Source organism: Streptomyces lacaronensis, from assembly GCF_047337785.1.
GTDB classification, from domain to species: Bacteria; Actinomycetota; Actinomycetes; order Streptomycetales; family Streptomycetaceae; genus Streptomyces; species Streptomyces lycopersici.
In genome coordinates, this window is sequence record NZ_JBLHDK010000003.1 from 10,241,414 (window position 1) to 10,258,492 (window position 17,079).

Below are 17,079 nucleotides of genomic sequence, written 5' to 3' on the forward strand. Positions count from 1 at the left end.
GGCGGATCAGGTGGGGCGGATCAGGCCCTCCTGGACCACGGTGGCCAGGTGGCGGTGATCGCGCGTGAAGAAGCGCCCCGTGCCCAGGCCCCGGCCCGCGTCGGCGGCGACGGCCTCCTGGACGTAGAGCAGCCAGCCGTCCACCGGCCCCGGGCGGTGGAACCACATCGCGTGGTCGAGGCTCGCGGTGACCAGCCCGGGTCTGGCCCAGGGCAGGTCGAGCACCCGCAGCACGGGTTCGAGGATCGTGTAGTCGCACACATACGCCAGGGCGGCCAGGTCCCGCTGGGCGTCGGTCAGCCCGTCGACCGGGCGGAGGGGGTCGAAGGGCCTGAGCCAGACCGCCTGGTGCGGAAGGCGCTCTCCCTCGACGGTGAGATAGACCGGTCCGGGGACATGCCGCATGTCGAAGCCGCGGCCACCGGACCAGTACGCCTTGGACTCCTCGGTCATGGAGCCGCCGCCCCGCTCGGCGAGGTACTCCGCCGAACTCGGCAGGTCCTCCGGGTCGGGCACGTCCTCGCCGAATTCGGTGTGGAAGTCCGCACCGGCCTCGCCCGCCGCGAACCCGGCCAGGCATACGTACAGCGGCTTGCCGTTCTGGTAGCCGCGCACCTGCCGGGTGCTGTAGCCACGGCCGTCGCGCACCACCTCCACCTCGTAGCGCACCTCGGAGCCGATGTCGGCGGGGCGCAGGAAGTAACTGTGCATCGAGTGGAGCGACTTGCCGTCGGTCACCGAGCGCATGGCCGCCGCCGCGGCCTGGGCCACCAGATCGCCGCCGTACGCCTTGGGCCAGGGGCAGGGCTGGGTGGTGGCGGTGAAGGCGAGGTCGAAGTGTTCGGGCCGGTCGGGCTTCAGGGCGACGGCGGCGGTGAAGACGGCCGAGGTGGGGGGCGTCGGGGTCATCGGCGGTCCAGCCAGTCGCGCAGCTCGGTGTCGGCGATGTCGGGCAGGTTGACCACGATGTTCTCCGGCGTCCGGGTGGTCATCCAGGTCAGCGGCTTGGTGCGGGAGAGGTTGCACTCCACGTGCGGCATATACGGCGGCACGAAGACCCAGTCCCCCTCCTCCATGTCGACGTAGTCCCGGAGCTCCTCGCCGAAGTAGATGCGGGCCCGGCCGGACAGCACATAGCCACCGGTCTCGGCCTCGCCGTGGTGATGGGTCACCGAGCGATAGCCCGGTTCGTTGCTGACCTTGCCGAACCACAGACGGGTGGCGGGGGTGTGCTGGATGCTCACGCCCGAGACACGGACGGCACCGCCCGAGTCGGCGGTGTTCGCGTTCTCGAGGCCGCCACGTGTCACCACGGGGGCGACGATGCCGTTCGGCAGCCGGTACATCGAATTGTCGCCCTCGAGGCGGTACTTGCTCAGATCGGGCTCCATGGGGTCGGCTCCGTTCAGTCGGGGACCAGGATCCGATGTCTCGTGTTTCTCACGGTCGTCATCTAAAGTCAATACACCTGTCCGGCCGTGGGGCAGGACGGAACGCAACCGAGCCGGAGGCACCATGACCCCCGTCCCCGTGAACCCGCCCGAGCTGCCGAAGCCCAGCGGCTACTCGCACGGAACACTCGCCGGAAACACCCTCCACCTGGGAGGACAGACCGCCCTCGACGCGGACATGAAGATCGTTCCGGGGGGCATCGTCGAGCAGTTCCGGCAGGCGTTCGGCAATCTGCTCACCACGCTGCGCGAGGCCGGCGGGCGGCCCGAGGACCTGGTGAGCGTGACCATCTACCTCACCGACATCCCCGACTACCAGGCACACGGCAAGGAGATCGGCAAGGTCTGGCGCGAGCTCGCCGGGCCCGTCTACCCGGCCATGGCGGGCATCGGCTGCACCGCGCTGTGGCAGCCCGAAGCCATGATCGAGATCCTGGGTGTGGCGGTGATACCGGAGGAACGACTGGTGGTGCCGCGCGCGTAGGAGGGAGACCGCGCCCATAGGAGAGGCCGACGCGATCCGCGCATCCCTCCGCGACGCCCCGGCGAGAGCAGGTGATCACCATCGCCGCGCCAGACGTTAGGGTGCCGGGAATGACCGCGCAGACGACACCGGCCACCCCCGTGGCGGGCGAACGGGAGTCCCGCCACGCCCCGCTCATCCTCACCCTCTACGGCCTCTACGCCCGGGGCGAGCACAACTGGCTCTCGGTCGCCTCGCTGATCGGCCTCATGGCGGACCTCGGCGTGGAGAGCCGGGCCGTGCGGTCCTCGGTCTCCCGGATGAAACGCCGTGAGGTGCTGCGCGGCGAGCGCCGCGAGGGCGTCGCCGGGTACTCGCTCGCCGACTCGACCCTGCAGACGCTCGCCGAGGGGGACGTACGCATCTTCCGGCGGGCCAGGGCCTCCCGCGAGGACGGATGGGTGCTCGTGGTGTTCTCCGTGCCCGAGTCCGAGCGCGAGAAGCGGCACGCCCTGCGGACGGCCCTGACCCGGCTGGGCTTCGGCACCGCCGCGTCAGGCGTCTGGATCGCCCCGGGACACCTGGCGGACGAGGCGCGGCGAACCCTGGAACGCCGGGAGCTGTCCGCGTACGTCGACATCTTCACCGGCGACCACGTGGCCTTCGGGGACCCGCGGCAGAAGGTCCGCTCGTGGTGGGACCTGGACGAACTCACCGTCATGTACGCGGACTTCCTGCACCGGTACCGCCCCGTCCTGGACACGGTGACGGACCGCGAGCCGCAGCCACTGGAGGCGTTCCGGACGTACGTACCGATGCTGACCCAGTGGCGGCGCATGCCCTACCGCGACCCGGGGCTTCCCCTGGAGCTGCTTCCGCCGGAGTGGAACGGCGTGGCCGCGGGCGAACTGTTCGACCGGCTCCACACCTTGCTGAGCGCCCCCGCGTCGGCGCATGCAGCCGGGGTCTTCCGCGCGCGCTAGCGCGGGGATTTCATCGGATCTATTCGATGCATGATGTGGACACGTCATCTTCCGAGCGCTAGCTTCTGGGAAAAGTCCAGACCTGCATCATATCCCCCGAGAGGATTGATCGGATGTTAGCGAAACGGGTCTGTAAACGGATCCATCTGCTCTGCGTCACCGGCGCGCTGGTCGGCGGCCTCGCCCTCAGCGGTGGCACCGCGGGGGCCCACCCTGTGCGGGACGCGGGTGTCCAGGCGCTGCCCGCCGGGGTCTACTTCCAGGACGAGGGAACCGTCCAGGGGTGGTCCAACTACCCGCAGAAGCCCCAGAAGCAAGGCATCATCCGCAATGTCACCACCCCCGCCTACAAGGGCGGCAACGCCATCGAGGCCAAGCAGACGTACATCAACGAGGGCGGTGGCTACCACTCCGAGACCGTGCAGGCGTCCACCCAGGCCGTCGGCCAGGACCGCTACTACGGCCAGGCCGTCTATATCGCCCCCAACTGGCGGTTCCACAACCAGAACGTCACCTTCCAGCAGTGGTCGCCCGAGGATCCCGAGGGCCCCTGGGAGCTGATGTTCATCCAGAACGACGAACTGCGCATCGGCGGATCCGGCGGCTTCAGCGCGAACGTCGCCAAGGTGACCGATCTGCGCGGTAAGTGGATCCGGATCGTCACGCGCCTCAAGTTCCACGCGACCGACGGCGCCATCGAGATCTGGGTCAACGGTGTGAAGAAGTACAGCAAGACCGGGGTCACCGTGCTGCCCAAGACGTCGAAAACGGTCCGCTGGTCGTCCGGGATCTACTGCACCGGCTGGCGCGAGAACCCGCCCGCGGGCCCGTCGGAGCTCTCCGTCTTCCACGACCAGGCGCGCATCGCCAACTCCTACGGCCTCGCCGAGCCCGCCAACTGGTGACACGGCGGGTATGGGCTTCCCGCCCGACCGGCGGGAAGCCCATCCTCGGCTACCTGACCGCGGGGAGGACCGTCAGGAGCGCTACCGTCGCCGATCACGACCTGCGGTGTGCTGATGAGCGGGTCGTCGCTCACGTACCGGTACAGCAGGGCGCAGTACTCGCTGTTGAGCGAAAGCGTCGTCTCGCGCCACCTGATGATGTCCCTGGGGTTGGCGCGGAAGTTCAGCTCGGCCCCCGAGGTGCCGACCACGCGGTCCTGACGCGCCGTCATATAGATCAGGCTCTGGTCGACATACGTCGGCGCGTTGTAGTCCTTCGACGCGTCGGGATACTGCTTGGCGATCGAGTACGCGTCGAACGCGATCAGCACGTTGATGATTTCCGACATGCTCCTACTCCCCTTTCACTTTGTACGCCATCGCCCGCGGGTAGTCGTGCCGGTGCAGGCGGACCCGGACCAGCAGTGGTCCGGAGTTGACCGGGTCGGTCGGGTCGGTGAGGCGGGCCAGCAGCTCGTCCAGCTCGGCGGCGTGGGCCACGCTGACCCCGTGCGCCGGGGTCTTCCTGTCCGAGAAGACATCCGCCAGCCGCTCGTAGTGCCACGGGTGGAGGACGTTGTAGAAGTCCGCGCCCTCCGTGTCATCGGCGCCGTGGGAGCCCCGGTCCGCGTAGTAGGACGGGTGCACCAGCATCTGCTCGATGCCGTAGAAGTGCCCGTTGTCCATCACGAACACCACCGACCGCAGCCCGAGCCTGGTGTGGGTGGAGATCTCCTGGCAGGTCTCCTGGAAGGCGCCGTCGCCGACGAACACCACCGGGCGGGCGTGGCCGAGCTCGGGGGCGAGCGCTGCGTCGTGGCCCGCGTCCTTGAGCAGGCGGCCGGCCACCAGGCCGGTGATACCGGCGCCGATGATGAGGATCTTCTTGCGGGGGTGGCGGGTGACCCCGAGGCTGCCCGTGTCGATGAGGGTGTGCAGATAGCCGAGTTTGAGGTCGCTGTTGTCCGGTCCGATGAGGAGGAGTTCGCGGGCCAGCTTAAGACAGGTCTGCCAGCGCGCACGGGTGGCGGAGTTATCGCGCGGAGCGTCGGCTAACTCGGCGGCCATCACGACGACGGGCGCAACGGGGTCAAGTCGGCCATGCTCGCGATAAGGACGGACGTCGAACTCCTGCCCGCTGATGAAGAAAGGCGCGCCGCAGCGATACCTGTGGCCGCTCGCATGCCGTTCAGAAACCCATTCCGACGGGTCCGGCCGCCCATCCGAATTGATTTCAGGCCGTCAGGGACGTGGCGTACGGGAAATGAGATGAGCGGGTTCCCGGTCTCGGGAGCGACGGCCATCGTCGCCGTGGCGATGAGGGCACCCGCGGGCACCAGGGCCGTCATCACGACCGGGGCCAGACAGATCAGTACCGGTGACCGGGTGTCGACCATCAGGAAGAACGGTCCCGCGAAGGCGCCATGAAGAGCGCACCCCGGGACGGTGTTTTGGAACGTGGCCGCCCGGGTGCGGGTTGCTCCCGGGCGGGGGGCTCGTCGTATGCCCTGCGTGGCGGCCCGTCAGGCGGCTCGGTCCGCCAGGGTGTCGCGCAGGGCGGCGAGCCCGTCGGCATAGATGCCGTGGAAGAGCGCGACGGCTTCGTCGTCGCTGACGCCGGTGGGGGTGAACTCTCCGGACCACTCGACGCGCGACGCGCCGGACCGCCCGGGGACCTCGCGCACGCGCAGCGTGGAGAGGTAGTCGGTCACCGGGAACGGCGCCTCCAGGATGGCGTAGCTGTACGAGCGTGCCGCGTCGTCGAAGGCCACGAGCCGCTCGACGATCACGCCGCCTTCCTCGTTGCGCAGTCGGCGGACGCGGCCGCCCTCGGCGGCGACGCTCTCGGAGATGTACGGCAGCCAGTCGGGCAGCGCGTCGAAGCCGCCGATGAGCTGCCACACCCGATCCGGTGGTACGGGCAGGTCGAGGGTGACGGTGGTGGAGGCCATGGAGATGCTCCTGTCGGGGTGGGGGAGGGGAGGGGGATCGTCAGGCGGTGGGCAGGGGCGCGAGGGGGGAGACCAGCCCGGCCTCGCGGAGCTCGGTCCAGAACGCCGCGGGGACGACCTCGTCGAGGGCCGCGACGTCCTCGGCGATACGGCTGGGCCGGGTCGCGCCCGGGATCACGGCGGCGGCCGCCGGGTGGGCCAGGGGGAACCGCAGGGCGGCCGCCTTGACGCTGACGCCGTGCCGCTCGGCGAGTTCCTTGATGCGCGCCACCTTCTCGATGATGTGCGCGGGCGCGTCCTGGTATTCGAAGTGGGTGCCGCCCGCGAGGATGCCGGAGCTGTAGGGACCGCCGACGACGAGGCTGACGCCCTGGTCGGCCGCCGTGGGGAGCAGGCGCTGCAGGGCGCGGTCGTGGTCCAGCAGGGTGTAGCGCCCGGCCAGCAGGAAGGCGTCCGGCTTCGGCTCGTCCAGGTCGAGGGTGAGCTCGATGGGTTCGACGCGGTTGACGCCGAGCCCCCACGCCTTGATCACGCCCTCGTCGCGCAGCTGCTGCAGGACGCGGAAGGCGCCGGTGCGGGCACTCTCGTAGACGGCGAGCCACTCGTCACCGTGGAAGTCCTGGGCCACGTCATGGACCCAGACGATGTCGAGCCGGTCGGTGCGCAGGCGCCGCAGGCTGTCCTCGATGGATCGCTTGGTGGCGTCGGCCGTCCAGTCGTGCACGAGCTTGTTGGGACGGCCGTGCTCGAACAGGCCGCCCTTCTCGCCGAGTTCACGGGTGGCGGGGTCCTCGACCTCGTCGAGGATGACGCGCCCCACCTTGGTGCTGAGCACGTAACTGTCGCGGGGGCGCCCGGCGAGCGCGTCGCCGAGGCGTATCTCCGCCAGGCCCGCGCCGTAGAAGGGGGCGGTGTCGTAGTAGCGGATGCCGTGGTCCCAGGCGGCGTCGACGGTCGCGGCGGCCTCCTCGTCGGAGACGTCGCGGAACATGCTGCCCAGCGGGGCCGTGCCCAGTCCGAGGCGGCCCGGGAGCAGGGACGTGATGGTCATGAAGTGTCCTCGCGGAAAGGGGGGAAGGGGCGGACTCATGGCTCTCGGCCGGTCCGCCGTTCGTTCGCCTTCGACGTTAGGATCGGGACTTCAGACTGTCCAAGACTCTCTTGGATGCACTTGAGTCCTCTGAGGTCTTACATGCTTGACCTGCGACAACTGCGCTACTTCAGTGCCGTGGCCGAGACCGAACACGTCGGCCGCGCCGCCGAGCAACTCCACATCTCCCAGTCTCCTCTCAGCCGGCAGATCGCTCAGCTGGAGAAGAACCTCGGCCTGACCCTGTTCGAGCGCGGCCGGCAGCGCATCCGGCTCACCCGCGACGGTGCGATCTTCCTCAGCGAGGTCCGGGCGCTGCTGCGCCACGCCGACCGGCTGGAGAACCTGGGCCGTCGGCTGGGCAGGGGCGAGGAGGGCGGGCTGTGCATCGGCTACGTGGCCGACGCCATGCACACCGGTGTGCTGCCGGGCGCGCTGCGCCGGCTCCAGGAGGAGAGCCCCGGCATCCATGTCGCGCTGTACAGCATGGCCGCGGCCGAGCAGTTCGAGGGGCTGCGCCAGCGCAGCCTGGACATCGCCCTGGTGCGGGAGCCGCCGGACCGCGACGACCCCGTGCTGCGCGCCGCGCCGCTGCTGGAGGACCCGTTGCTGCTGGTCCTTCCGGCGGGTCACCCGCTGGCCGCTCGCGAGACGATCTCGGCGAAGGATCTGGACGGACAGCCGTGGATCGCGGTCGAGGAGCCGGGCGACCCGGCGTGGCGGGACACGTTCGTCGCCTCGTGCGTGGCCTCGGGCTTCACCCCCGACATCCGGCTCGACGCCGCGGATCCCCTGACGGCACTCGGCCTGGTGGCCTCCGGCCTCGGGCTGGCGCTGGTGCAGAAGAGCATGGTGCGCGGCGCCACGGAGGCCGTGGCCGTGCGCGCGCTGCCCTGGCATGAGGCGTCCGTCCATCTGTGGGCGGCCTGGCACCACGTCGATCTGCGGCCGGTCGTCGCCTCGTTCCGCGAGACGGTGCTGTCGGACGAGCGGGAGATGGGTGCGGCGCCGCCGGCCGGTGGTCTCGCCTCCGGGGTGTGAGGTCAGCCGGGGAGCTCACACCCCGGAATTCGGAGTGACGAGGCGTCAAGGGGCGACGCCTCCAACGAGGCCACGGCCGCGACCAGGGTGGTGAGCCTCGGGTCCCGCGCCGCCAGGTCGAGCGCCTCGCGCAGGGCGCCTTCGTACGTCGGCCGGGCCTGGCCGAGCAGGAGCAGCCCGGCCCCGGTGACATTGGTGTAGATCCCGCGCCGGTCGGTGGGGCACAGGTAGCGGGAGAGGAGTCCGCGGTCCTCGAGCCGGGCGACCAGGCGGGTGGTGGCGCTCTGGCTGAGGGCGACCGCGTCGGCCACCTGTTTCATCTGCAGATGGCCGTTGTCCCCGTCGTGCTGTCGGCTCAGGACGTCCAGGACCGCGTACTCGCGGGCGCTGAGCTCATGGCGGGTGTGGAGAGCCCCCTCCAGATGCGTCTCGATCCTGCTGTGCAGCAGTGACAGGGCGCACCAGCTCTGGGCGAGGGGAGTGGCGACGAGGTCCGGTGTGGTCATGGGCGGTGTGGTCATGGTGCCTCCTGATGCGGGGTGGGGCGGGGCCCGGTCGGGGGTCCGTGGTGGTGACGGTGACGTGATACACAGCACGAGCAATATAGCGCGCTTGCAATTAGTGTGTCTGCAAGTATTGTGGGTGCTCGTAAAGGGCGGTAGCAATCACTTGGAGTGAACTTTCATGCCCATCGCACTGCTGGCCCTCGCCATCGGGGCCTTTGGGATCGGAACCACCGAGTTCGTGATCATGGGGCTGCTGCCCGAGGTCGCCGGGGACTTCGATGTGTCCATCCCCACCGCCGGATTCCTGGTGACCGGCTACGCGCTCGGCGTCATGGTCGGCGCGCCGCTGATGACGGCGCTCGGTACGAAGATCTCCCGCAAGCGCATGCTGATGCTGCTGATGGGGCTGTTCGTGGTGGGCAATCTGCTCTCCGCGCTGGCCCCCGCCTTCGGCGTGATGGCCGTGGGACGAATCGTCGCCTCCTTCGCACACGGCGCGTTCTTCGGCATCGGATCCGTCGTCGCGGCCGACCTGGTCGCGCCCGAGAAGAAGGCCGGAGCCATCTCGATGATGTTCACCGGCCTGACCATCGCCAACGTCGTCGGCGTGCCGCTGGGCACCTCGATCGGCCAGTCGCTGGGGTGGCGGACCACCTTCTTCCTCGTCGCGGCGCTCGGCGTGATCGGCCTGGTGGGCATCGCCAAGCTCGTTCCCGACATCCCCAAGCCGGAGGGTGTGCACCTGATCCATGAGCTGGCGGCCTTCCGCAACGCACAGGTGCTGCTGGCCATGGCGATGACCGTGCTCGGCTTCGGCGGTGTCTTCGCCGCCATCACCTATATCGCGCCGATGATGACCGAGGTCGCGGGCTTCGCGGGCTCCTCCGTCACCTGGCTGCTGGTCCTCTTCGGCCTCGGCATGGTCGGCGGCAATCTCCTCGGCGGCCGGTTCGCCGACCGGGCGCTGATGCCGATGCTGTACGTGTCGCTGGGCGCCCTCGCGCTGGTCCTCGCCGCGTTCACCTTCACCGCCCACAACAAGATCGCGGCCGCCATCACCATCGCTCTGGTCGGCGCCCTGGGCTTCGCCACCGTGCCCCCGCTGCAGAAGCGGGTGCTGGACCACGCGGCGGGTGCCCCCACGCTCGCCTCCGCCGTCAACATCGGCGCCTTCAACCTGGGCAACGCGCTCTCGGCCTGGCTCGGCGGCCTGGTGATCTCGGCCGGACTCGGCTACACCGCGCCCAACTGGGTCGGCGCCATCCTCGCCGGATCCGCCCTGGTCCTCGCCGTCCTCTCGGCCGCCCTGGAGCGCCGCGACACCCGCCGTGGCCACGACGGCGCCACCACCGAACCGGCCCCCGCGTTCACCGGCCGGTACTGAGCCACCCCGTAACCAACACCGAACAGCACCACCACCCTCATCATCAAGGAGACCGACCCGCCATGAGCACCCCCGAGACCGCCGTCGCCCCGCTGACCACGAAGGACGCCGAGGCCCTCGTCCAGGCCGCCCGCGCCGCCGCCGAGGCGGCCGGGGTGGCGGCCGCGATCAGCGTCCTCGACGCCGGTGGCCATCCGCTGGCCTTCCGGCGCGACGACCGGGCCGTACTGATCGCGGGGGAGACCAGCACCCGCAAGGCGTTCACCGCGCTCCAGCTGGACGCCCCCACCGCGGGCCTGGTCGACGCGGTCCAGCCCGGAGGCGCCTTCCACACCCTGCCCACCGCCCTCGACCGCCCGCTGCTCTTCATCGCCGGTGGCGTCCCGGTCCACCGCGACGGCCGGCTGATCGGCGCGCTCGGCGTGGGCGGCGGCGCCCCCGAGCAGGACCACGAGATCGCCACCACGGCGGTCGCGACGCTCGGCTGAGACCCCCGGGCCACAGAGACCCCGAACCGCAGAACCGCACAGCACACCCACGACCCGACGAAGGACACCATGACCTCCGTACCCAACGTCACCCTCCACACCGGCCTCCAGATCCCGCAGCTGGGCTTCGGCGTCTTCCAGGTGGAGGACGAGCGGACCACCGGCGCGGTGCTCTCCGCCATCGAGGCCGGCTACCGCTCCATCGACACCGCGGCCATCTACGGCAACGAGGGCGGTGTCGGCCGTGCCCTGGCCGAGTCCGGCGTCCCCCGCGAGGAGCTGTTCCTCACCACCAAGCTGTGGAACGCCGACCAGGGGTACGACTCCACCCTCGCGGCCTTCGACGCCAGCCTGGCCAAGCTGGGCACCGACTACGTGGACCTCTACCTGATCCACTGGCCCACCCCGGCGCGTGACCTCTACCTGGACACCTGGCGCGCGCTGGAGAAGCTGCTGGCCGACGGCCGCACCCGCGCCATCGGCGTGTCCAACTTCCAGCCCGCCCATCTGGGGCGGCTGCTGGACCACAGCGGTGTGGTCCCGGTCATCAACCAGGTCGAGCTGCACCCCTACCTCCAGCAGGGGGAGCTGCGGGCCTTCCACGCCCAGCACGACATCGCCACCGAGGCGTGGAGCCCGCTGGCCCAGGGCGCCCTGCTCCAGGACCCCGCCCTCACCGCGATAGCGCGGCGGCACGGCAAGACGCCGGCCCAGGTGGTCCTGCGCTGGCACCTCCAGTTGGGGAACGTCGTGATCCCCAAGTCCGTGACCCCCGCCCGCATCCGGGAGAACATCGACGTCTTCGGCTTCACCCTCACCCCTGAGGACATGGAGGCGATCGGCGCTCTCGACCGCGGTCAGCGCACCGGGCCGGACCCCGACACCCTCAACTGACCCGGCCGCCGGGCCACTGGACCACCGCGCCCGACCGCCCCCACTCCACCGCGCCGCCGCGGCCGTGCTCATCGGCCGGCCGGGGCGGCGCGGCCCACCACCGCCGAGGACGGCCACCTTCACTCTGGACGGGGTCGGCAAGGTCTAACCGGGTGTCGTCGCCGTCTCCGATGTCACCCTGAGCGGCCACCCGGGCGAGGTGCTCGCCATCTACGACTCCGTCGCGCCGAGGCCACCTTCGCCACCCGGTCGGCCGCGGCCCGCCGGGACGAGGAGCTCGTCTACGAGGGCGTCCTCCGCGGCGACGAGCCCCCCGCCATCGTGGGCAAGATCGAGCGCAGCAGCCGCCAGGCGCTGGCCCGGACCGCCAAGCAGGTCAGCCTCGAAGTGGGGCCAGCTGCTGCTGATCTGACCACCGGGGCCGGTCATCTGGAGACGATGTGCAGGATCGCCGTGCCGTCCTTCCCGGCGGCCATCAGGATCACCACGGCGCCGGGCTGGGCGGCCGGCCGCGTGGTGCTCACCCTTCCGCACGAGTTGCTGCTGCCGTGGTCGCGCAGCACGGTGACGCACCCCTGGCCCGGTCCGCTCGCCCCGCCCTGGGAGCGGTTGTTGCCCGACTTCACCGTGTACGTGACCTTGTTCGGGCCGATCTCGTTCACGGTCAGCGTCGCCGGACCGGCCGGGCCCTTGAAGCTGACCGTCACTCGCCCGGACACCGCGATCCCGCAGTCGCCGTCCGCGCAGGCGCCGACGTCGCGCCCGTCCGCCGCCGACACCGACGGTTTCGCCGAGGCGCCGAGATCGCCGGAGGGGCTGCCCGAGGGCTGTGCGGAACGCGACGCCGACGGGTTCCCACTGTGCGAGGGCACCCCGTCGGTCGTGTCCGACCCGCCGCAACCGGCCACGGTCAGAGCGGTCAGCACCGCCAGCACCGCCGCCGTACGACCTGATCCCGGCTGTTGCGCTCGCGCCCCGCGCGTCCCACGTACCGATGTCATGGTGGTCATCATGACCCGTCCGCCCGGCGTGCCCGGGTGCGACATTCCGTCGCGGGACCGGTCAGGGGGCGAGTTGGCGGCTGATGATGAGCCGCTGGATCTGGTTGGTGCCCTCGAAGATCTGCATGATCTTCGCTTCGCGCATATAGCGCTCCACGGGGAAGTCGCGGGTGTAGCCGTAGCCGCCGAAGACCTGGACGGCGTCCGTGGTCACCTTCATCGCGGCGTCGGTCGCCGTCAGCTTGGCCACGCTGGCCTGACGGGTGTACGGGCGTCCGTGGTCGCGGCGGCGGGCCGCGTCCAGATAGGTGGCGCGCGCGGAGTCGACCGCGGCGGCCATGTCGGCCAGCAGGAAGCCGAGCCCCTGATGGTCGATGATCCTGCGGCCGAAGGCGGTGCGTTCATGGGCGTAGGCGACCGCCGCGTCCAGGGCGGCCTGGGCGAGCCCGGTGGCGCAGGCGGCGACGCCCAGCCGGCCGGAGTCCAGGGCGCTGAACGCGATGGGGAGCCCCTGGCCCTCGCCACCGATGAGCCGGTCGGTGGCGAGGAGGGCGCCGTCCCAGAAGGCGGAAGTGGTGGGGATGGCGTGCAGGCCCATCTTCTCCTCGGGCCGGCCGAAGCTGAGGCCTTCGGTGTGGCCGGGCGCGAAGAAGCAGGAGATGCCGTCGCTGCCGGGGCCGGTACGGGCGAACAGGGCGTAGAAATCCGCCTTGCCGCCATGGGTGATCCACGCCTTGGCGCCGTTGATCCGGTAGCCGTCGGGGGCCTTCTCGGCACGGCAGGTCAGGGCCGCCGCGTCGGACCCGGCCTGGGGCTCGGACAGGCTGTACCCACCGATGAGCCGGCCGCCGAGGATGTCCTCGGCCCAGCGTTCACGCTGTTCGGTGGTGCCGAAGGTGAGCAGGGGAAAGGCGGCGAGGGTGTGGACGCTGGTGGCGATGGCGACGGCGGCCCAGCGTGCGGCCAGTTCCTCCAGCACCTGGAGGTAGACCTCGTAGGGCTGGCCGCCCCCGCCGAACTCCTCCGGGTAGGGCAGGCCCAGCAGCCCGGCGTCGCCCAGCAGGCGGAACAGGCCCTCGGGGTAGGTCTCGGTGCGTTCGTGCTCGTCGACGCGGAGGGCGAGCTCCTTGTCGGCGATCTCGCGGGCGAGGTCGAGCAGATCCTCGGCCTCACGGGTGGGAAGCAGACGGTCGACGGGCATGAGGGGCGCTCCTGTGGTGCGGTGCGGGCTTAAGGGCCGGGGTCAGACGGAGACGGCCGCGGGGGCGTCGGCGGTGGCGGTCAGCTCGTCCAGAGCCGCGCGGGCGGTGGTGCGGAACTCCTCGACCCGGGCCAGCTTGAGGTCCTCGTAGCCGCGGACGGCCTCGACGAGCCGCACCAGTTCCTCCACGGTGGCGGCGTTGCCGGGCGTCAGACGGGCCAGGGCGTCGCGGACCAGGCGCGGGTACTCCTCGATCAGCGCCCGCTCCTGGCGGCGGACCTCGGCGTATCCGAAGAGGTCCAGCCGGGTGCCCCGCAGCCGCCGCAGGGCGCGGAGGAGCGAGAAGAGGGCGGGCGCCGTGCGGCGGAGCCGGATCTTGCGCTTCATGCCCAGCGCGCGCAGCGCCGGAGGGTGCAGCAGGACGGACACGTCGGCATCGGCACCGAACTCGTCCGCGACCCTGGCCCGTTCCACGGTGTCCAGATGGAGCCGGGCCACCTCGTACTCGTCCTTGTAGGCCATGAGCTTGTGCAGCCCCTCGGCGTAGGCGACGGCGATGCGCTCGCCCGCCTCGTCACCGGCCCGCCGCCGGGCCGTCGCGGCGACCTGCTCCACCTCGGTGGCGTACCGCTCGGCGTAGGCCCGGTCCTGATAGGCGATCAGGTCGGCGGCGCGCAGGGCGACGGTGTCCTGGAGCGTTCCGGGCCCGGCGGCGGTGGCCGCGACGGTGTGCGCCTCTGGTGTGATCTCCAGGACCGGCCGTTCCGGTGCGGTCAGGGAACGCCGTACGGCGTCGGGGTCGAGGGCGGCGGCGCGCCCCCAGCGGAAGGCCGCGAGGTTCTTCTCCACGGCGGTGCCCAGGCGGATCGCGCCCTCGATGGCGTCTTCGGTCAGCGGGACGCAGCCGTGCTGGAAGGCGGCTCCGACGAGGAGCATGTTGGTCGGCATGTGATCGCCGAACAGGGCCTCGGCCATGCTCTGCGCGTCGAGGTAGAGGTTGTCCCCGGGGCGGGTGGCCGACTCGACGCGCTCCAGGGCGTCGTCCGGGGAGCCGGGCACGACGACCCGGTTGGTCACCATGGCCGCGGTGGGGACGATGGCGGAGTTGACGACGGCGATGGTGTGGCCGGGGCGGGCGACGCGCAGATTGGCGTCGGCGGCCGCACCGAGCAGATCGAAGCCGATGAGCACATCGGCGCTCGCGCGGGAGGCCCGCACGGCACCGGTGACCGGGGTGGCCGAGATTCGTACGTCGCTGACGACGGGCCCGCCCTTCTGGGCCAGCCCCGTCTGCTCGAGTCCGGCCGCGTAGCGGCCATCGAGGTGGGCGGCCCGCTGGAGCATCTGTGAGACGGTCACGACACCGGTGCCGCCGATGCCGGGCATCCGCAGCAGTGCGCTGTCCCCGGCCACCGCCGGGGTGGGCGCGGTCAGGGCCACGGGTGGCTGGGGGACGGCGCGGGGCCGCTTGCCCTTCGCCTGCCCGGTCGTCTTCGCCTTCGGCTCGACGAGGAGGAAGGAGGGGCAGTCGCCCTTCAGGCAGCTGAAGTCGGAGTTGCAGGACGCCTGGTGGATCCGGGTCTTACGGCCGAAGGCGGTGTCCACGGGCTGCACCGACAGACATGTGGAGACATCCCCGCAGTCGCCGCAGCCCTCGCAGACCCGCTCGTTGATGACGACCTTCTCGGCGGGGGTGGGCAGCTGACCGCGCTTGCGCAGCCGGCGTTCCTCCGCGGCGCAGCGGTCGTCATGGATGAGCACGGTCACGCCGTCGGTGGCGGCCAGCTGCTTCTCGGCCTCGGGCAGATCGTCGCGGTGGCGCACCGTGGCGATCGGGTCGAGGCGTACGCCGCGGTAGTCGGCCGGTGCCGCCGTGGTCACCACGACCTTCCGTACGCCCTCCAGGGCGAGCCAGCGGGTCAGCGCGGGGACGTCCAGCCGCCCCTCGGGCCGCTGGCCGCCGGTCATCGCGACGGCGTCGTTGTAGAGGAGCTTGTACGTCATGGTCACGCCCGCGGCCACCGCCGCGCGGATGGCGAGGGAGCCGGAGTGGTGGAAGGTGCCGTCACCGAGGTTCTGCACGAAGTGCCGGTCGTCGGTGAACGGGGCCAGGCCGATCCACTGGGCGCCTTCGCCGCCCATCTGGGTCAGCCCGATCTGGTGACCGCGGCCCGCGCCATCGATGGCGATCATGGCGTGGCAGCCGATGCCCGCGCCGACGAGGGTGTCATCGGCGGTGCGGGTGGAGATGTTGTGCGGGCAGCCGGAGCAGAAGTAGGGCGTGCGCGCCGACACGGTGGGCAGTGCGATCCGGGGCGCGGGCGGCGGTGCCAGCGAGGCCAGCCGGGCGGTCGCGGTCCGCGGCAGCCGGTCCTGGCCGATGCGCTGGGCCAGGGCCCTGGCCACGTCCTCGGCCCCGAGGGTGCCCCGGGCGGTGAGCAGCGGCCGGCCGTCCTCGCCGCGGCGGCCGACCACCACGGGCGCGTCGGCGCCGCCGTACAGGGCGGCCTTGAGGTGCCCTTCGAGGAAGGGCACCTTGTCCTCGACGACCAGGACCTGGTCCAGATCGCCGGTCATGGCCACCAGGTCGTCGTCGCAGAGGGGGAACGGCATCGCCAGCCGGATCAGCCGGACCCCGAGGGCCTCCATGTCCGCCTCGCCGATGCCGAGGTCGGCCAGGGCGCGCCGCACCACGGCGTAGGCGGTGCCGGAGGCCACCACGCCCAAGGTGGCGTGCGGGGCGCTGAAGGTGACGCGGTTCAGCCCGGCCTCGCGGGCGTAGGCGCGCGCCAGGTCCAGCCGGCGGGTGAGCATGTCGTGCTCGGCGTCCAGGGACGCGGGGCCCACGAGGGTGGGCGGCGCGCCGCGCGGGGCGGCGGGCGGGGCGGGGATGTCGGGCCGGAGCGCGTCCAGGTCGACGACCGCCGAGGCGTCCGCGATATCCGCGACGATCTTCAGCCCGGCCCAGAGGCCGGTGGCCCGGGACAGGGCCACGGCGTGCAGTCCGAATGCGAGGATCTCGGATACGGAGCCGGGCGCGAGCAGGGGCATGGCCAGGCTCTGGCACATCGGCTCGCAGGAGCTGGGCACGGTCGAGGACTTGGCTCCGGGGTCGTCGCCGATCCAGGCCACCGCGCCGCCCAGCGCCGCCGTACCGGCCACCGTCCCGTGCCGCATCGCGTCGGCCGCGCGGTCGAGACCGGGGTTCTTGCCGTACCAGAACCCGGTCACCGCCTCGTGGCGGCGCCCGGGCACCTGCCCCAGCAGCTGTGTCCCGGCCACGGCGGTGGCGGCCAGCTCCTCGTTGAGGCCCGGCCGGAACACCACACCGGCGGGGTCCAGGAAGCGGCGTGCCCGGTCCAGCTCCAGATCGACCCCGCCCAGCGGTGAGCCCGGATAGCCGGAGACGAACGCGCGGGTGTCCAGACCGCGCGCCTCGTCCAGCCGGCGCTGTTCGAGGGTGAGCCGGACCAGGGCCTGGATGCCGGAGATCAGCACACGGCCGCCGCGGGCCGTGTAGGGGTCATCGAGCGAAACCGCGGCGGGGTCGGTGCTCACGTGAGCCTCCTCGGCGTGACTGGGGTCCGGCCCAAGGACAGCAACACCCTCGGGAGGAGCACAAGTAACTTGCGGCCGATCCAGGAGAAGACGCAAACTTTCGAGAAAATTCGCGAGCTTGAA

General features: G+C 71.2%; 16 protein-coding genes and 1 pseudogene. 7 read left to right on the top strand and 10 right to left on the bottom strand.

All coding sequences use genetic code 11. The features are described 5' to 3' along the window. Nucleotides 1-6: 6 nt before the first annotated feature. Both ACMTAK_RS44335 and ACMTAK_RS44340 read right to left on the bottom strand, forming a co-directional pair. A complete protein-coding gene (locus tag ACMTAK_RS44335; protein ID WP_413811398.1) occupies nucleotides 7-909 on the bottom strand; it encodes an acyl-CoA thioesterase in 903 nt (300 codons plus the stop codon). Further along, nucleotides 906-1,391: a cupin domain-containing protein gene (locus ACMTAK_RS44340; RefSeq protein ID WP_413811399.1), complete on the bottom strand. Its 486-nt coding sequence runs from the start codon at nucleotides 1,389-1,391 to the stop codon at nucleotides 906-908. The genes ACMTAK_RS44335 and ACMTAK_RS44340 overlap by 4 nt, the downstream gene beginning before the upstream one ends. Before the next feature lie 124 nt (nucleotides 1,392-1,515). On the opposite strand from ACMTAK_RS44340, the gene ACMTAK_RS44345 reads away from it, so the two are divergent. The 3 genes from ACMTAK_RS44345 to ACMTAK_RS44355 all read left to right on the top strand — a co-directional run bounded on the left by ACMTAK_RS44345 (nucleotide 1,516) and on the right by ACMTAK_RS44355 (nucleotide 3,802). Beyond that, nucleotides 1,516-1,935 (top strand): RidA family protein, encoded by a 420-nt coding sequence (locus ACMTAK_RS44345; protein ID WP_413811400.1) that lies wholly within the window; start codon nucleotides 1,516-1,518, stop codon nucleotides 1,933-1,935. Nucleotides 1,936-2,045: 110 nt separating this feature from the next. Then, nucleotides 2,046-2,897, top strand: a complete 852-nt coding sequence (locus ACMTAK_RS44350; protein ID WP_413811401.1) for a PaaX family transcriptional regulator — start codon at nucleotides 2,046-2,048, stop codon at nucleotides 2,895-2,897. Between the two features lie 113 nt (nucleotides 2,898-3,010). After that, the gene (locus tag ACMTAK_RS44355) at nucleotides 3,011-3,802 is read left to right on the top strand and encodes a heparin lyase I family protein (protein ID WP_413811402.1); all 792 of its coding nucleotides are present in this window, start codon (nucleotides 3,011-3,013) and stop codon (nucleotides 3,800-3,802) included. On the opposite strand, the gene ACMTAK_RS44360 is transcribed toward ACMTAK_RS44355, so the two are convergent. From ACMTAK_RS44360 to ACMTAK_RS44375, 4 genes and pseudogenes are all read right to left on the bottom strand, one after another. Continuing rightward, the gene (locus ACMTAK_RS44360; protein ID WP_413811403.1) at nucleotides 3,772-4,191 is read right to left on the bottom strand and encodes an AidA/PixA family protein; all 420 of its coding nucleotides are present in this window, start codon (nucleotides 4,189-4,191) and stop codon (nucleotides 3,772-3,774) included. The two genes, ACMTAK_RS44355 and ACMTAK_RS44360, sit on opposite strands and share 31 nt — an antisense overlap. A gap of 4 nt (nucleotides 4,192-4,195) precedes the next feature. Next, nucleotides 4,196-4,666 (bottom strand): annotated as a pseudogene (locus ACMTAK_RS44365) (thiamine pyrophosphate-dependent enzyme); the annotation flags it as partial. A gap of 698 nt (nucleotides 4,667-5,364) precedes the next feature. Then, nucleotides 5,365-5,793 carry an SRPBCC family protein gene (locus ACMTAK_RS44370; protein WP_413811404.1) on the bottom strand — a complete coding sequence of 143 codons (429 nt, stop codon included), beginning with the start codon at nucleotides 5,791-5,793 and terminating at the stop codon, nucleotides 5,365-5,367. Between the two features lie 40 nt (nucleotides 5,794-5,833). Then, the gene (locus ACMTAK_RS44375; protein ID WP_413811405.1) at nucleotides 5,834-6,844 is read right to left on the bottom strand and encodes an aldo/keto reductase; all 1,011 of its coding nucleotides are present in this window, start codon (nucleotides 6,842-6,844) and stop codon (nucleotides 5,834-5,836) included. 141 nt (nucleotides 6,845-6,985) lie between these two features. On the opposite strand from ACMTAK_RS44375, the gene ACMTAK_RS44380 reads away from it, so the two are divergent. Then, nucleotides 6,986-7,924 (top strand): LysR substrate-binding domain-containing protein, encoded by a 939-nt coding sequence (locus tag ACMTAK_RS44380; RefSeq protein ID WP_413811406.1) that lies wholly within the window; start codon nucleotides 6,986-6,988, stop codon nucleotides 7,922-7,924. Nucleotides 7,925-7,926: 2 nt separating this feature from the next. Here ACMTAK_RS44380 and ACMTAK_RS44385 read toward each other — a convergent pair whose 3' ends face one another. After that, the gene (locus tag ACMTAK_RS44385) at nucleotides 7,927-8,430 is read right to left on the bottom strand and encodes a MarR family winged helix-turn-helix transcriptional regulator (protein ID WP_413813180.1); all 504 of its coding nucleotides are present in this window, start codon (nucleotides 8,428-8,430) and stop codon (nucleotides 7,927-7,929) included. Nucleotides 8,431-8,608: 178 nt separating this feature from the next. Between ACMTAK_RS44385 and ACMTAK_RS44390 the strand changes: the two genes are divergently transcribed. The 3 genes from ACMTAK_RS44390 to ACMTAK_RS44400 all read left to right on the top strand — a co-directional run bounded on the left by ACMTAK_RS44390 (nucleotide 8,609) and on the right by ACMTAK_RS44400 (nucleotide 11,196). Beyond that, nucleotides 8,609-9,814 carry an MFS transporter gene (locus tag ACMTAK_RS44390; RefSeq protein ID WP_413811407.1) on the top strand — a complete coding sequence of 402 codons (1,206 nt, stop codon included), beginning with the start codon at nucleotides 8,609-8,611 and terminating at the stop codon, nucleotides 9,812-9,814. A gap of 62 nt (nucleotides 9,815-9,876) precedes the next feature. Then, nucleotides 9,877-10,302: a GlcG/HbpS family heme-binding protein gene (locus tag ACMTAK_RS44395; RefSeq protein WP_044578887.1), complete on the top strand. Its 426-nt coding sequence runs from the start codon at nucleotides 9,877-9,879 to the stop codon at nucleotides 10,300-10,302. Between the two features lie 69 nt (nucleotides 10,303-10,371). After that, on the top strand, nucleotides 10,372-11,196 hold the full coding sequence (locus ACMTAK_RS44400; protein WP_413811408.1) for an aldo/keto reductase: 825 nt from the start codon (nucleotides 10,372-10,374) through the stop codon (nucleotides 11,194-11,196). Nucleotides 11,197-11,621: 425 nt separating this feature from the next. Here the strand turns inward: ACMTAK_RS44400 and ACMTAK_RS44405 are convergent, their stop codons facing one another. The 3 genes from ACMTAK_RS44405 to ACMTAK_RS44415 form a co-directional block, all read right to left on the bottom strand. After that, on the bottom strand, nucleotides 11,622-12,197 hold the full coding sequence (locus ACMTAK_RS44405; protein ID WP_413811409.1) for a hypothetical protein: 576 nt from the start codon (nucleotides 12,195-12,197) through the stop codon (nucleotides 11,622-11,624). A 61-nt stretch (nucleotides 12,198-12,258) separates the two neighbouring features. After that, nucleotides 12,259-13,398: an acyl-CoA dehydrogenase family protein gene (locus ACMTAK_RS44410; RefSeq protein WP_413811410.1), complete on the bottom strand. Its 1,140-nt coding sequence runs from the start codon at nucleotides 13,396-13,398 to the stop codon at nucleotides 12,259-12,261. A gap of 42 nt (nucleotides 13,399-13,440) precedes the next feature. Further along, nucleotides 13,441-16,956, bottom strand: coding sequence for an indolepyruvate ferredoxin oxidoreductase family protein (locus ACMTAK_RS44415; protein WP_413811411.1), 3,516 nt, complete (start codon nucleotides 16,954-16,956; stop codon nucleotides 13,441-13,443). Nucleotides 16,957-17,079 lie beyond the last annotated feature (123 nt).